Origin of the sequence: Bacillus sp. CH30_1T (assembly GCF_008364765.1) — a bacterium.
GTDB lineage: Bacteria > Bacillota > Bacilli > Bacillales > Bacillaceae_B > Rossellomorea.
On sequence record NZ_VTUY01000003.1, the window covers coordinates 60,096 to 75,155 of the forward strand.

18 protein-coding genes and 1 riboswitch are annotated in these 15,060 nt (G+C 40.2%); of the genes, 14 read left to right on the top strand and 4 right to left on the bottom strand.

Annotated features, from left to right (window positions below; genetic code table 11):
- The first annotated feature begins 9 nt into the window (after positions 1-9).
- Both F0342_RS05680 and F0342_RS05685 read left to right on the top strand, forming a co-directional pair.
- Positions 10-903 carry a cation diffusion facilitator family transporter gene (locus F0342_RS05680; protein WP_149155041.1) on the top strand — a complete coding sequence of 298 codons (894 nt, stop codon included), beginning with the start codon at positions 10-12 and terminating at the stop codon, positions 901-903.
- 84 nt (positions 904-987) lie between these two features.
- Positions 988-1,173, top strand: coding sequence for a Fur-regulated basic protein FbpA (locus F0342_RS05685; RefSeq protein WP_188048418.1), 186 nt, complete (start codon positions 988-990; stop codon positions 1,171-1,173).
- Positions 1,174-1,229: 56 nt separating this feature from the next.
- Here F0342_RS05685 and F0342_RS05690 read toward each other — a convergent pair whose 3' ends face one another.
- Positions 1,230-2,132, bottom strand: a complete 903-nt coding sequence (locus F0342_RS05690) for an aldo/keto reductase (protein ID WP_149155043.1) — start codon at positions 2,130-2,132, stop codon at positions 1,230-1,232.
- Positions 2,133-2,197: 65 nt separating this feature from the next.
- On the opposite strand from F0342_RS05690, the gene F0342_RS05695 reads away from it, so the two are divergent.
- The 8 genes from F0342_RS05695 (at position 2,198) to splB (ending at position 8,450) form a co-directional block, all read left to right on the top strand.
- On the top strand, positions 2,198-3,130 hold the full coding sequence (locus F0342_RS05695) for a phosphotransferase enzyme family protein (RefSeq protein WP_149155044.1): 933 nt from the start codon (positions 2,198-2,200) through the stop codon (positions 3,128-3,130).
- Between the two features lie 77 nt (positions 3,131-3,207).
- Positions 3,208-3,318, top strand: a riboswitch (TPP riboswitch).
- A 162-nt stretch (positions 3,319-3,480) separates the two neighbouring features.
- On the top strand, positions 3,481-4,464 hold the full coding sequence (locus F0342_RS05700) for an ABC transporter substrate-binding protein (protein ID WP_149155045.1): 984 nt from the start codon (positions 3,481-3,483) through the stop codon (positions 4,462-4,464).
- A gap of 12 nt (positions 4,465-4,476) precedes the next feature.
- The gene (locus tag F0342_RS05705) at positions 4,477-4,770 is read left to right on the top strand and encodes a thiamine-binding protein (RefSeq protein ID WP_149155046.1); all 294 of its coding nucleotides are present in this window, start codon (positions 4,477-4,479) and stop codon (positions 4,768-4,770) included.
- On the top strand, positions 4,767-5,528 hold the full coding sequence (locus F0342_RS05710; protein WP_149155047.1) for an ABC transporter permease: 762 nt from the start codon (positions 4,767-4,769) through the stop codon (positions 5,526-5,528). The genes F0342_RS05705 and F0342_RS05710 overlap by 4 nt, the downstream gene beginning before the upstream one ends.
- Before the next feature lies 1 nt (position 5,529).
- Positions 5,530-6,267 (top strand): ABC transporter ATP-binding protein, encoded by a 738-nt coding sequence (locus F0342_RS05715; RefSeq protein WP_149155048.1) that lies wholly within the window; start codon positions 5,530-5,532, stop codon positions 6,265-6,267.
- Entirely contained in the window at positions 6,260-7,042 is a 783-nt protein-coding gene (locus F0342_RS05720; protein ID WP_149155049.1) for a TatD family hydrolase, read from the top strand. The genes F0342_RS05715 and F0342_RS05720 overlap by 8 nt, the downstream gene beginning before the upstream one ends.
- A 121-nt stretch (positions 7,043-7,163) precedes the next feature.
- Positions 7,164-7,409: a transcriptional regulator SplA domain-containing protein gene (locus tag F0342_RS05725; protein ID WP_149155377.1), complete on the top strand. Its 246-nt coding sequence runs from the start codon at positions 7,164-7,166 to the stop codon at positions 7,407-7,409.
- A gap of 12 nt (positions 7,410-7,421) precedes the next feature.
- Positions 7,422-8,450, top strand: coding sequence for a spore photoproduct lyase (gene splB / locus F0342_RS05730; RefSeq protein WP_149155050.1), 1,029 nt, complete (start codon positions 7,422-7,424; stop codon positions 8,448-8,450).
- 47 nt (positions 8,451-8,497) lie between these two features.
- Here the strand turns inward: splB and F0342_RS05735 are convergent, their stop codons facing one another.
- A complete protein-coding gene (locus F0342_RS05735; protein WP_223145703.1) occupies positions 8,498-8,926 on the bottom strand; it encodes a low molecular weight phosphatase family protein in 429 nt (142 codons plus the stop codon).
- 370 nt (positions 8,927-9,296) lie between these two features.
- Here F0342_RS05735 and F0342_RS05740 point away from each other — a divergent pair, with 370 nt between their 5' ends.
- Together F0342_RS05740 and F0342_RS05745 are read left to right on the top strand one after the other, a co-directional pair.
- A complete protein-coding gene (locus F0342_RS05740; RefSeq protein ID WP_149155052.1) occupies positions 9,297-10,541 on the top strand; it encodes a dicarboxylate/amino acid:cation symporter in 1,245 nt (414 codons plus the stop codon).
- A gap of 331 nt (positions 10,542-10,872) precedes the next feature.
- Positions 10,873-11,325 (top strand): helix-turn-helix transcriptional regulator, encoded by a 453-nt coding sequence (locus tag F0342_RS05745; protein WP_149155053.1) that lies wholly within the window; start codon positions 10,873-10,875, stop codon positions 11,323-11,325.
- 52 nt (positions 11,326-11,377) lie between these two features.
- Here the strand turns inward: F0342_RS05745 and F0342_RS05750 are convergent, their stop codons facing one another.
- Entirely contained in the window at positions 11,378-11,902 is a 525-nt protein-coding gene (locus F0342_RS05750; protein WP_149155054.1) for a universal stress protein, read from the bottom strand.
- Positions 11,903-12,323: 421 nt separating this feature from the next.
- Positions 12,324-12,539 (bottom strand): hypothetical protein, encoded by a 216-nt coding sequence (locus tag F0342_RS05755; RefSeq protein WP_149155055.1) that lies wholly within the window; start codon positions 12,537-12,539, stop codon positions 12,324-12,326.
- Between the two features lie 500 nt (positions 12,540-13,039).
- Here F0342_RS05755 and F0342_RS05760 point away from each other — a divergent pair, with 500 nt between their 5' ends.
- Positions 13,040-14,308 carry an MFS transporter gene (locus tag F0342_RS05760; RefSeq protein ID WP_149155056.1) on the top strand — a complete coding sequence of 423 codons (1,269 nt, stop codon included), beginning with the start codon at positions 13,040-13,042 and terminating at the stop codon, positions 14,306-14,308.
- A gap of 181 nt (positions 14,309-14,489) precedes the next feature.
- Positions 14,490-14,804 (top strand): YbjQ family protein, encoded by a 315-nt coding sequence (locus F0342_RS05765; RefSeq protein ID WP_149155057.1) that lies wholly within the window; start codon positions 14,490-14,492, stop codon positions 14,802-14,804.
- Positions 14,805-15,060 lie beyond the last annotated feature (256 nt).

Here is a 15,060-nt window from a genome sequence, read left to right on the forward strand (position 1 = left end):
GGATGTCATGTGGGTCACGACCACAATCATGGACATAATCAGAATAAAAAAGCATTATTAATCAGTTTCCTATTTATTTTTACTTTTATGATCGTAGAAGTCATAGGTGGAATCGTCACAAATAGTCTTGCTCTTCTTTCAGACGCGGGACATATGCTTAGTGATGCAGCCGCTTTAGGTCTTAGTTTGGCAGCTTTTTATATAGGTGAGAAGGCGTCGGATAAAGGGAAGACGTATGGATACAAGCGATTTGAAATACTGGCGGCGTTTATTAATGGCATCACGTTGATTCTCGTTTCCCTCTATATTTTCTGGGAAGCGTATCATCGTTTCATAGATACCCCTATGGTTTCACCAGGTATGATGGTGATCGCCATCATAGGTCTGGTTGTAAACATTATCGTGGCATGGATTTTAATGAGAGGGGATACGGAACATAACTTGAATGTTCGAAGTGCCTTTCTTCATGTACTTGGTGATATGTTAGGGTCAGTAGGAGCCATCGCAGCCGGACTCTTGATATATTTCTTTAATTGGAACTTGGCGGATCCTATTGCATCTGTCATGGTTGCCATCCTAATCGTCATTTCCGGATGGAGAGTAACGAAGGATTCCATTCATATCTTAATGGAGGGATCTCCAAAAGGTATTGATACCGAAGAAGTTAAGAATAGCATGTCTGCTATTCCGGGAGTCATTGAAGTACATGATTTTCATGTATGGTGCATCACGTCGGGATTCACAGCTCTAAGCTGCCATGTGGTGGTTGAAAACGAAGTGAATCGAGATACGATTTTATTACGACTCTCAGCCTGTCTTGAACAGGAATTTGGCATTCATCATTCTACGATTCAAGTTGAGGGAAAAAGTGTCACAGAGGGCCATCATCACATTTGTACGTAACAGATTTTACTTTTCTTTCCAATTTGTAAGAGGATGTTTAGTTCTCTCCAGATTTGGGGTATATCCTCAACTGGAGGGATGAGCATGTTACATCAAGTAGATAAATCAGAGAAGCAAAAGACACCTGAATTTAAAAAGGATTTCTATATTCAACAATTATTAAGGATAGGCGTATATAAATATTTTGGTAAGCAGCTTTATGAGCTCTCAATGAATGAACTACAAGATGTCTACCTGGAATATTACGTTGGTGGCGATATAGCAAATTAAAAAAGACGAACCTTTTAGAAAAAGGATCGTCTTTTTTGCTGCAGTAAGTCTTATTATTACGGCACATCATGTCCCATAGAAGTTTGCAGGATTTCAAACCATTGATCGTGGTTTAAAGAAATGGTAAGAGAGTCGATTGCATGTTGAATGCGTTCTTTTTTACCTGAACCGACGATAGGCATAATGTTTGCCGGGTGATTAAGAAGCCATGCATATAGTACTACATCAATTCCCTTAGCACCTGTTTCTGCTTGTACCTTTTTCAATGTATGTTGAAGACGAATGGCTTTTTCATCCTCTCCTTTGAAAATCGCCCCGCCTGCGAGTGGAGACCAGGCCATCGGCGCGACACGCTTCTCCTGACAAAGATTCAACGTACCGTCTTCAAAGTTTTCTAGGTTATAGGCTGACAATTCAATTTGGTTTGTGATCAATGGAAATGGCAAATAAGATTGAAGCATATTCCATTGATGATTTTTAAAGTTTGATACTCCGAAATGACGTACCTTTCCTTCATCTTTCAATTGAGTGAAGGCTTCAGCCACTTCTTCTCCATTCATAAATGGATCAGGCCTGTGAACCAATAATAAATCGATGTAGTCCGTTTTCAGGTTCTGCAGGGAGTTTTCAACAGAAGTCAAAATATGCTTTTTACTCGTGTTGTAATGATGTGTTTTATGTTCCGGACGGTTGTCAGAAGGCAGGACAATACCGCATTTCGTTACAATTTCCATTTTTTCTCGTGTGGATGGCTGAAGGTTGAGTGCCTCACCAAATAACGCTTCACATGTATAGGAGCCATAAATATCTGCGTGATCAAAAGTCGTGATTCCGTTTTCAATATTGTACTGAATTAAAGAAAGAGTGTCTTCCTTTGATTGATTCCAGTCTGCAAGTCTCCACAACCCATGAATGATTCTTGAGAATGATAGGTCTTCCGTCATTTGTATTCTTTGCATCGATACAACCTCTTTTCATATGGTATGTAGACATTCTTTCATAGTCATACTAAACGTATATTACTATGTTTGGAAAGGAATTAAAAATGATTGAACCTCTTCATGATCTATTATTGAACTGGAAGGTTCCCCCTTCCTGCATAGAGACCGTGGGCAATCAACGGAATGTTTATAAGGTGAAGAGTCCGGAGAAGACATTTTATTTGAAAAAGAGATTGAACTCTTCAGTGGAGAAGCAAATAGAAGAGCTGCTCTTAACTTCTTTTTTAGTAGGAAACGGACTTATTGTTGAAAGGCCACTGTTAACGGTCTCACATCAGCCATATGTACGACACCATCAGGTTTTCTACTCCCTGTATCAAGCTCTGGAAGGAATACCAGTACAAGTCTATTCCTTGACTTCTTTGAGAATGGTGGGAACATACCTATCCAAACTCCAGGGCAGGCTAAAACAATACGTCTGTAAATACGAGGTAGAAGAATGGAAAATTGAAACACATTTGAGAGAGTGGATAGGCGGTCAGGATTCTACAAGGATAGAAAGGTGGGGTGAAGGGTTTCTTGGCAAGCTAAATGAATGGTCTTTCTCCTATAGCAAATTGCCCCATCAACTCGTCCATAGCGACTGTCATCCGCGTAATATCCTCATGAAAGAAGAAAGGGTGACAGGGGTCATAGATTTCGAGAGGATACGAAAAGCACCCCGCATAGCAGATATCGGCTACTTTATTGCAGGGATGCTCAAAGATCAGGTCATGGAGGGTGAGGATGAGGATGAGCATGCTGAATGTATCCATGCCTTTATGGAGGGCTATCAGTCCGAGGGTCCTTTAACCCAGGAAGAAAAGGAACTGATGCCATTCTTAGTCATTATCTTTCTTCTTCAATACACCTTCTTTTACAATCAAAAAGGGTATTCACACGCTGTATCTACATACATTTCGTTCATTAACAGACTAGTAAATTCTGGTGTTTATGAGCAGGCCTTTCAAATGTAATTTTATTTAAGAGGAAATGCTTGAATATACACCATTTCTGTGGCAAAGTAGGGAAGAAGATAACGTTTAATTTCATAGTACAAGTGTAGGGGGACCGGTGTGGCCGGTTGAGATTGTATCCTGACAGATACTGACCCTTTGAACCTGAACTGGCTGATACCAGCGTAGGAAACATTCTCTTAAACATTACATAATCATGTTTAACAATGCGTCCCTCGCTGAAGCTTGGGGCGCTTTTTTGCTGTTGTGTCCATACGTTCTAAGGTGTTTTACATTCTTTCTCTCTACTAAGTGAACAATAGAGAATAAACGTTACAACTACATACATGGATTTTTAGGAGGAAAAAATGATGAAAAAATGGATGTATATCATCTGTTCTGTCTTTCTTTTAACTGCTTGCAGTGGTGGAGGAAATACATCAGAACAGAAAGAAGGTCATAAAAAGGTTACGGTTGTACTGGACTGGACACCGAATACCAATCACACTGGATTATACGTTGCGAAAGAAAAAGGATACTTTGAAGAGCAAGGGCTGGATGTGGATATCATCTTACCTGGTGAGGCAGGGGCAGACCAACTCGTTGCCTCGGGTAAAGCTGAGTTCGGAGTTGGATACCAGGAAAGTGTCACGCAAGCAAGGGTACAGGACGTACCACTTGTATCTATCGCTGCTGTCATACAGCATAATACATCCGGGTTTGCCTCCCCTAAGGATAAAGGTATAACGACTCCAAAGGATTTTGAAGGCAAAAGGTATGGCGGATGGGGATCACCTGTAGAAAAAGCTGTTATGACGTCGATTATGAAACAAGAAAATGCTGACGTAGAGAAAGTGGATTTTGTAAACATGGGAGATACAGATTTCTTTACTGCCGTGAAACGGGATGTGGACTTTGCGTGGATCTACTATGGATGGACAGGGATTGAAGCAGAGCTTCGCGGTGAGGAATTGAACATGATGTACGTAAAGGATTACTCGGAAAAACTCGATTATTACACGCCTGTTCTGACGACAAATGAAAAGATGATTGAATCAGACCCTGAAACGGTTAAAGCATTTTTGTCAGCTTCTTCCAAAGGGTATCAGTTTGCGATCGACAATCCGGAAGAGGCAGGTGAAATCTTATTAGAGGCAGCTCCAGATCTGGATAAGGAATTAGTCATGAAGAGTCAGGAATGGCTGGCGCCTAAATACAAAGATGACGCTGACAGATGGGGAGAGCAGAAGCTGGAGGTTTGGGAAAACTATGCTTCATGGATGTATGATAACGATTTATTAGATAAGGAACTGGACAGTAAAAAAGCATTCACAAACGAATTCTTACCAAAATAAGAGGTGAACATAATGGGGAACGCACTCGTAAGCATACAAATTATTCCGAAGACGAAAAATGGGGAAGATGTTATTCCATACGTGGATGAAGCCATCGCGATCATTGATGAATCAGGTGTCCGTTATGAAGTCCATCCATTAGAAACGACAATGGAAGGGGAATTATCTGATTTATTTAAGGTGATTGAACAAATGAATGAACGAATGATCGAATTGGGAAGCTCAAATGTCATTTCTCAAGTCAAGGTATTATATCAGCCTGCAGGGATTGAGATGGATCAATTAACGGAGAAGTATAAAGGATGAAATCATGGATATCGAAAGGATGGAGACCCTTCTTGGTCCTCATCCTTTTATTCATCATTTGGGAATTCACCATTAGAATATTTGAGGTTCCTGCCTGGCTGATGCCATCACCTTCAGATATTTGGGCTGAAGGGGTTGCTTCCTGGTCAGCATTCACGGGACATCTTGGCTCGACAACCCTCCTGACGATCGGGGGATTTGCGATTGGGTGTACGATTGGGATCGTGACTGCAGTCGGACTACATCTGCTTCCTAAAGTAAGAGAAGCGATTTATCCACTCATGATCCTGTCTCAAAACATTCCGATCATCGTGCTCGCACCCCTGTTGGTTATCTGGTTCGGATTTGGACTATTGCCGAAAATCATTGTCATTACATTGATCTGCTTTTTTCCGGTAGCGGTCTCGGCATTGGATGGTTTCAGGCAGACGAACTCAGAGTACATTCTTTACATGAAAATGTCGGGAGCCACAAAAGCTCAAATCTTTCGAAAAGTTGAATGGCCGCATGCACTTCCATCCATCTTCTCAGGACTGAAAATTTCAGCTACCTATAGTGTGATGGGGGCAGTGATTTCAGAGTGGTTAGGTGCACAGAAAGGGATCGGAGTCTATATGACTCTTGCCTCTTCTTCCTTTAGGACAGACAGGGTATTTGTAGCCATCTTTATGATTATGCTGCTCAGCCTCGTTTTCTTTGGAATCATTTTGTTATTAGAGAAAATCATGATTAAGTGGAATCGAAAGGAGGACAGGTAACATGACGACTTTATCCATACAAAATATGTCTAAATACTTTGATGGGGAGCTGATCCTAGATGAGCTTTCCATTCATGTTGAAGAAGGTGAGTTCGTCTCGATCCTTGGTCCTTCCGGGAGTGGAAAGAGTACGCTATTTCACGTGATCGGAGGATTATTCATTCCCGATTCCGGAGACATTCAATTAGATGGAAAATCGATTAATGGTCAAAGAGGAACTATCAGTTATATGCCGCAAAGTCCGTCCCTCCTGCCATGGAGAACCGTAATTGAGAATGTGATGCTTGGCCAGGAGTTACATGGAAAGAGAGATAGGGATAAAGCGCTCTGCATGATCGAACGGGCGGGCTTAAAGGGGTATGAGAATGCGTATCCTGATGATTTATCCGGAGGGATGAAGCAGAGGGTGGCGTTTATTCGTGCCCTTGTCAGTCCTCAATCCTTTTTATGTTTGGATGAGCCCTTTTCAGCCCTGGATGAATTCACACGATTGGACATGCAGAAATGGCTCCTTTCCATTTGGGAGGAAGACTTGAGTTCCGTTCTCTTTGTGACTCATAATATCGACGAAGCCCTGTTTCTGTCAGACCGGATCATTGTATTATCGACAAGGCCGGCCAGGGTGCAGAAGGAGTTCAAAGTACCGTTTCCCCGTCCCCGCGATAAAGAGATTCTCTTAACGGAGGAGTTTCTGAAATGGAAAACGAGCATTTTTGAGGAGCTTTCTCAATATGTGTAAACCCTCCTTGATTGATGCACATATTCACTTGGATTTATACGAAGGATATGAGCGTGATAAGATTATGCAGGAACTTGAACTGTATTCTGTAGAAGCGCTCATATCTGTATCGTTCCACCTTCAATCGTCCAGGACAAATATAGATCTCTCGAGAAGAGATGCAAGGATCAAACCTGCTGCAGGTTTCCACCCGGAGCAGAAACTGCCTTCTGAAAGAGCAGTTGAGGAGCTTCTTTCATTCATTGAGCGGCATCAACAGGAAATAGTGGCGATTGGTGAAGTAGGATTGCCTTATTATAAAATGAAAGAACATCCTGATGTTAAAGTGGAGCCTTATATCGATCTGTTGGAAAGGTTTATGATCCAATCCAAAAAGATCAATAAACCGATTATCCTTCATGGCGTATATGAGCATGCCCCCATCGTTTGTGGACTGTTAGAAAAGCACTCCATAGAAAAAGCTCATTTTCATTGGTTTAAAGGAGATAAAAAGACCATTGAAAGAATGAAGGGAAATGGCTATTCCATCTCCATTACCCCTGATGTCCTTTATGAGAATGAGATACAAGAGCTTGTTAAGAAGTACCCAATCGAAGGACTTATGGTAGAAACAGATGGTCCTTGGCGTTTTGAAGGGATCTTCCAGGGAAGGATGACCCACCCAGGAATCATGCATCGGTCCATTGAAAAAATCGCCGAAATAAAACACATCAAAGAAACAGAAGTATATAAACAACTGTTTAAGAATACAACCGAATTTTATGGGATTTCCTAAATCAGGCTTCTCTTGCATCATGGTGCAGGAGAAGTTTTTTTATAAACATCTTTTTCCATCATATTTATCGGGGAGATAACAAAAAATGATAGTAATGACGTTTAGGAAAAAGGTGAAAAGAATGGAACTGAATGATCAATATATGCCTTATCAAGCAGGTGATGTAGTATATGTGATTTATAGAAATCCGCATACACAAAGTGTAGCCAACGTGCAGGAAGCAGCCGTTGTACATAATCCGGAAAATCCGAACGAATTGGCATTATTTTTATATGAAACCTATTATCCGTTAACACATGAAATTGCGGTTTATACTTCAGAAGCTGAAGCGGAGCAAGCCTATACTCAATCATTTGGAGACCTGTAGGAGGGATGAATCATGGTTAAACCGTTCGTGCCACAATTGGTCTACTTTGAACCAAATGCTTTGGAATATCCCCTGGGTAAAGAGCTCAAAGAAAAGTTTGAAAATATGGATGTGGAGATCAGGTACACAACATCCCATAACCAGGTTCGTAATTTGCCAGGGGACAACCATTTTCAGAAATACCGGATTGCAAAATCCACTTTAGTAGTCGGAGTGAGAAAAACGTTGAAGTTTGATACATCCAAACCGTCTGCTGAATATGCTATCCCATTTGCAACAGGGTGCATGGGGCACTGTCATTATTGCTATTTGCAAACAACGATGGGGAGTAAACCATATATACGAACGTATGTGAATGTGGATGAAATATTTGAGTCGGCAGACAAGTATATTGCAGAAAGAGCTCCTGAATTCACACGCTTTGAAGCTGCTTGTACGTCCGATATCGTAGGGATCGATCATCTCACTCATACCCTAAAACGAGCCATCGAGCATTTTGGTGAATCCGAGCATGGCAAGCTTCGTTTTGTGACGAAATTCCATCATGTCGACCATCTGCTTGATGCGAAGCATAATGGAAAAACCAGATTCCGGTTCAGTATCAATGCCGATTATGTGATTAAGAATTTTGAGCCTGGTACATCTCCTTTGGATAAGCGACTTGAGGCCGCGGGGAAGGTTGCAAGAGCGGGGTATCCATTAGGATTCATTGTGGCACCTATCTATATTCATGAAGGATGGAAGGAAGGGTATAAGCAAATGTTTGAACATTTGGAAGTTCACCTGCCGGAAGAAGCGAAAAAGGATTTAACCTTTGAATTCATTCAACATCGTTTCACAAAACCGGCTAAAAGAGTCATTGAGAAAAATTATCCGATGACAAAGCTTGAACTTAATGAGGAAGAACGGCGATATAAATGGGGTAAATACGGGATTGGCAAGTATATCTATCAAAAGGATGAAGAGCAGGAAATGAAAGATCATTTGTATGCCTACATGGAAAAACATTTTCCGAAAGCGAAGCTGGAGTATTTCACCTAAAAAAAAAGGGACTGATTACAATACAATACCAGTTGTAATCAGTCCTCTTAATGTAGTTGTGGTAGAATATTTTCCAAATCTTTCACTCGCATGGCAATTTCATCACAAATTTCTTGATAGTGTACCCATTCTTCTATGAGTGTCGCAGAACGCTTCCTTGGATTAGGCAAATTCCAATAGATGACTTTATCTTCTAATTCAGTTGGAATCTCTATCTTATCATCATATTCTGTATCCTGAATCGCAACAATAACCGAAGCATTACCAAGTTCATTCATCTCAATGCGTGTAAGTGGGAATGTACTGATGTCAATACATAACTCTTTCATTGCTAAAACGCTGAATTCAGCACGACTCTCAGCAACCCAACCGGCACTTTTGAATGACCAATCCGACACATCAAGCTTCTCGGCCCACCCTTCAGCTATCAAGCTGCGCTGTTGACTACTTGAAAGAAAATAGACTGTTTTATTCATTTTAGGTATGTTCCTTTCTATTTTCATGCTGTTATTACTATTTACCCAATAACGTAGCATTTAATCATTAAATGTAAAAAAGAAAAGTTTGGAAGTTGATCTGTAGTCATATCGAATCATTCAACTCCCACATTTTGTGCGGGGAGTGAGGTGAAATATAGTAATAATGTTTTAATTCACCCTTAATCTTCTTCAATTATTAAAAAAATCAGTATAATAGGAAAAGGAGAAAGAAGAAGCAGCGAAAAAAATGGATGGGAAGGCAGTTCAGGAAAAGATAATAGAAAAATTCAAAAATAATAGTTTTGCTAAAAGTAATTAAGGGTAAACATCTTTTAATTATTTTGTATTCAATAGGGGAGGTACATCTATGAAATTTAATTTAACAACTAAGATTATTATTGCCTTAATACTAGGGGCGATTGTGGGATTACTGCTTAATATTTTTGCTAAAGATACATTTAATATATTAGATCCTTATCTGTTTACTCCGTTAGGGAAGATATTCCTTAACCTCATCAGCATGCTTGTTGTACCAATTGTGTTTTTATCCATCGTTCTTGGATCTGCAGGTCTGGGTGACCCTAAGAAATTGGGGAGAATAGGGTTGAAGACCATTGTATTCTTCTTAATGACTACTTGCATTGCCATCGTCATCGGTTTATCTCTGGCTTATGTCATTGATCCCGGTTTGGTAGAGGGAATTGACAAAACACAATCAGAAGGTTTTGAAACGAAAGATGCTCCTCCTGTGGGAGAGACCCTCATGAACATTATTCCAAAAAATCCACTTACGGCGATGACAGAGGGAAATATGCTGCAAATTATTGCATTTGCCATCTTTATTGGATTTGGATTAACAGCTTTAGGGGATAAAACAAAAGGAATATTAAAGCTGGTTGAACAAGGTAATGACCTGATGATGTACCTTGTGACACTCGTGATGAAATTCGCTCCATACGGAACATTCGGATTGATCGCTTCAGCAATAGGAAGCCAGGGTTTCAGTGCATTGAAGGCGATGTGGCTTTATTTTGTAGTCGTTCTTGCAGCATTGATCATTCACGCCATCGTTACCTATGGTGGAACGATCCTCCTTCTGGCCAAAAAAAATCCGCTTTGGTTCTTCAAGAATTTCAGTCCTGCGATGAGCGTAGGATTCAGTACATCAAGCAGTAACGCGACGCTTCCCATCTCTATGGATGTTGCCCAACAGCGTCTAGGCGTATCGAAATCAGTAAGCTCTTTCGTTCAACCATTAGGAGCTACCATCAACATGGATGGTACTGCGATCATGCAGGGGGTTGCAACCGTCTTTATCGCTCAGGTATATGGTGTTGATTTATCATTGGAACAACTGATTACGGTTGTACTAACGGCTGTTTTAGCCAGTATCGGTACAGCAGGGGTTCCTGGAGTCGGATTGATCCTTCTTGCGATGGTATTAAGCAGTGTAAACCTGCCAGTAGAAGGAATTGGATTAATTCTGGGGATTGACCGCTTGCTTGATATGGCAAGGACTTCCATCAATATTTCAGGAGATGCAGCGTGTGCGTTGTTTGTATCAGAATCTGAAAAGAAACGTACGATCAAGGAACAAAGAGGGGAGGCGTAATCTCCTCATATATTAAATCGAGTCTATGGCGTGTAAAGACGATAGACTCGTTTTTTTTATCTAATTTATTTAGTGGTAGCGCTCCAATGCCCGATCCCTAGCGGCTTAATGGTCCACGATCGGATAGGGATAATGTTCTCCCAGGATAACCCCCGAATCTTCCAGACTTTTCCTCGTTTTTGCCGAATTCGTCAATTCTTCACCTAAAAGTATAGTAAAATAAACAGGGCGATACAAAAATCGATGGTTTTGATCAATATGTTTAAATATTCTTGAAAATGGAAATGAACTTAGTGTAATATTACACTATAAATAAGTAAGGTGTGATTCGATGACAAAAGAAGAGATCGTTCTAATTATTTCAGATAAATTACGGCTTATACGAACAGAGGCAGGTTATACACAGGATAAGATGGCGAACATTATCGGATTATCCAAAAAAACCCTTGTTCAAATTGAAAAAGGCAGAGTCATGGCCGGCTGGACAGCGGTCATTGCCATCTGTGCATTGTTTAAAGATAGTGAAACCTTAACCACAAGTCTTGGGGGGGAGCCCCTTGAAATCATAGAGACCATTGCTCGGGAAGGCATTGATTATCGGAAGGAGAAAACGTTGGGCGGGAAGGTCTGGTGGAAAGATGTAAAGAAGAATGATGAATACATTCTTCAGCAAAACCTTTTCAGTCAGCACTTCCGAATATTGGACTTCGAGGATTATCGAATATACAGCAGCTTTGACGAGAATAATGCTCATAAACGTTTTGATGAATTAACTGGTAAGTAATACATAATGGAGGGACGGACCTATTAAAGGTCCGTCCCTCCATTTGTTCCATTTATTTTACGACCAGGACGCTGGTTTCGCAGTTTTGAGTGACTTTTTCACTGACGCTGCCGAGCACCCATTTTTTCATGCCGGACTTACGGCTGCTCCCGACTACTACCAGGTCTGCCTGGATTTCTTTGGCATATTCACATATGCGTTTTGCTTCTGATCCGGATAGGTGAATATAGTTTGCCTCAATCCCGTAAGGAGAAAGTTTTTCTTTAGCATTTTTCAAAAAGTGATGTGTAGAGGACGGTGTCTTAATTTCATGACGTTCTTCCTCCGAAGTATGAACTTTGTTGTCTGGAGAAACGGACAAATTCCCCATATAATTGTTATCAAAACCTGGTGACGTATCTGCCAATGCATGGGTAGGGGTATAGTTGTCATGACTTTCATTTGCTACCTTTTCATCTGATATATGGAGTACGGTTAATTGTGTATCTATAGAACCTTTTATTAATTTTTGCACTTCATCCAATGCTTTCTTGCTTCCATCGGTTTCATCGTAAGCTAACAAGATATGTTTATACATCAAAATCACCTCATCAATAGGATATCTATTATTTACCCAATATTAAATTCTTTAATCTTTTTCAGGGAACGAGAATTGAATATAAAGACCATTTTTTAAAAAAACTGATTCAACAATCGCTTTATAACAAAGAGAAAGAGCATAACGGGGGGAGATCCGTTATGCTCTTTCTCTTTGATTAAAACTCATATAATTGCAGGAATAATGTTTAATTTGAATGGTCTTTATTAAAGCATGCTGATAATCCAGCCAATGACAACAATTGCTCCAATGACCATTAAGATTGTACGTACCATTAAAATCACCTCGACTTATCGTATCAATGAAATATGTTCTGTATTTCTAACCGGTTAGTGTAAAGTTACCCTGTCAACGAATAGTTAAAACCTTCTCCACATTATTATTTAACCAGGTTACTACTTCAGGCGTTAATTTCTGTTCCAATTTTCCCTCTCTGGATCAATACATATCCAAGATTCTGGAGTTCGTTTAATCTTGTCCTGATTTGTTGAACGGATAGAGGAGTGGAGCTTCGTTGTAGGGAAGAATAAATTTTTTGTCTGTTGGCTCGTTTTCCATCTTCGAAAAATTCAACTAAAGCGGTAAGGATATTTACATACTCCCCGGTTTTAGACATTGAGATAGCATGAAGGGAAAAGATATCCTTAGTATGTTCCTTTTCGATGAAATTATAATCATTTTTCGGTAATTGATGAAACCGTTAACCGATTTTAATCTGCAACAGTGATCATGACTTTATCTGAAAATTATTAATTGTTTACACCCCTCGATTGATATCTCCCAGTTTTTTTCTGAACTCGATGATACAAGGTCACTGCTCTGACAATTGAAAGTGGTAGATGATTTTCATTTGAGCCCTGAGCTGTGGGCTATTTTTTTCTTTAAGACGAAATTTCTGATCGACTGAGCAGATAACGGCGAAATCACCATTTTAACGGCGAAATTCTAAATATATCGGCGAAACGGGTTCTCCTTAATTTTTTGCTATATGGGAGTGACTACTCCCATTACCTATCCGACCACAGACGGAGGAAAAAACCACCAATAGACCCTCATGTTCTTCGGGTATTCCCTATACTATAAAGATAGTTAATCATTGATGGGAGACGGTTATTCATGAAAAAAATGATTGAAATCTTTAAGAATCCAATTTTTCTAAAGTTATTCTTTGCTAATTTCACTTCGCATATGGGAAGTGTGATTGGTTTGACTGCCTTTATGTTTTATCTTCTGGATCGGTTTTCCGAGCAACCTGTGTATGCTTCCCTTACTGAAATGATGTACTCATTACCCACTCTTCTCGTCTTCTTTCTTGTTGGAGTATTCGCTGACAGAATGGACCGGCAGAAAATTGCCTACCACTGTGATACGATCAGTGCGCTCTTTACACTTTTATTATTCGGGGCAATCTACATTGGTTGGCTGCCCCTCATATTTGCCATCTTGTTTCTAAGGAGCGGCGTCCAGAAGTTTTTCTTTCCTGCTGAACAAGGGATACTGCAAGGAGTGCTTTCTAAAGATGATTATTCAACGGCCGCCGGCTTGAATCAAATGGTGATGAGCTTGTTTATGTTACTTGGAAATGCTATTGCCATCTTTGTATATTGGACGGCCGGGATTTATGGTGCGATTGCAGTCGATTTTATTACATTCGTTATTTCTGCCATTTTAATCAGGAAATGTATCATTCCGGAAGAGGTTCGTCTTCCAAACGGGAGGCATACGTGGAAAGACTTGAACATTCAGTCTGTGACGAAAGATTTTACAGCCGGGATGAGCTATATCCTGAATCACAAGCTGCTATTATCCTTAATTGGAGGGTTTGTCGTATTTGGAATTGTGAACGGCGGATTCTCGGTCATTCCTATCTTTATTTTGAAATATAAATTGGCCCCAGAGTCTTATGAAGAATATTCGATTCTATTAGGTGTCGCCTTCGGTGCCGGTGTATTGATTGGCAGTATCTTCTCTTCGATGCTTGCTCAGAAGTTTAAGTTTCATGTTTTGATAGTTGCAGGGCTGGTTATTTCCGGAACGTTTATCATCGCAGCATCTTTTGCCCCTGCGACTTGGATATTCCTCACGATCATTTTTTTCGCTGCACTGGGCTTACCCCTAGTGAATATTGCAATCGGGGGATGGATGCCGAGCATCATTGATCCGAAAATGATGGGCAGGGTGCAAGGGTGGATCAATCCTCTTATGATGCTGTCACAATCGATTACCCTGGGAGTGATTGCTTTGACATTCCCTTCCGTCGTAACCGTTGAAATGCTCTACTGGCTCGTTGGAGGATGCCTAATCATAGTAGGTATCTTCTACACCATCATTCTACCTAAATATGTGAAAGAAGATGAAGCTCAGCCTGTTGTAATAAATGGATAATAGAGAGTCCCTCTATCAAATAGGGCATGACTGTTCATAGAGGGAATTTTTATTTGAAAAAGAGAATGAAAAGCTTTAAACAAACTATAATGATTTTATGAACGATTTTTCTTCAGGTGCGTATGAGCTCGGCAGGCCGGGATGAGATTTGGAGGAAATTCAAGGCAGGGGAGAGGAAACTATGATTATTGTGACAACCGATTTTGTACCGGGTAAGGAAGTAAAAGAATTAAGAGGATTCGTAAGGGGAAGTACCGTCCAAGCGAAGCATATTGGCAAAGACATCATTGCCGGTTTTAAAACCATTATTGGCGGAGAAATAAGCGAATACAGTGAGTTGATGGAGGAAGCAAGAAAACAAGCGATTGATCGTATGATGGAAGAAGCTTCTCAAAAAGGTGCAAATGCCGTTATTGCCGTTCGTTTAGAAACCTCAGCTGTCATGCAAAACGCTTCAGAAATTATTGCTTACGGTACGGCTGTCGTCGTGGAATAATTCTGCTTTGTGGTTCACTTATATTGTGGAAAAATAAAAAAAGTAAATAGAAAATTATCAATAAAAATAATATTGACACAATTCATGGTGTGTAGTATGGTTATTAATGGAATAATTAATAAAAATGAATGGAGGGTTTGTGATGATGAAAGTGTATATAATTCAAGGAGTACCAGCAGTGTTCAATACCAATTTCATATCATCACATAACCAGTAACTCCTTAATCATTCTGTCATACGAATATTAATGGCACAG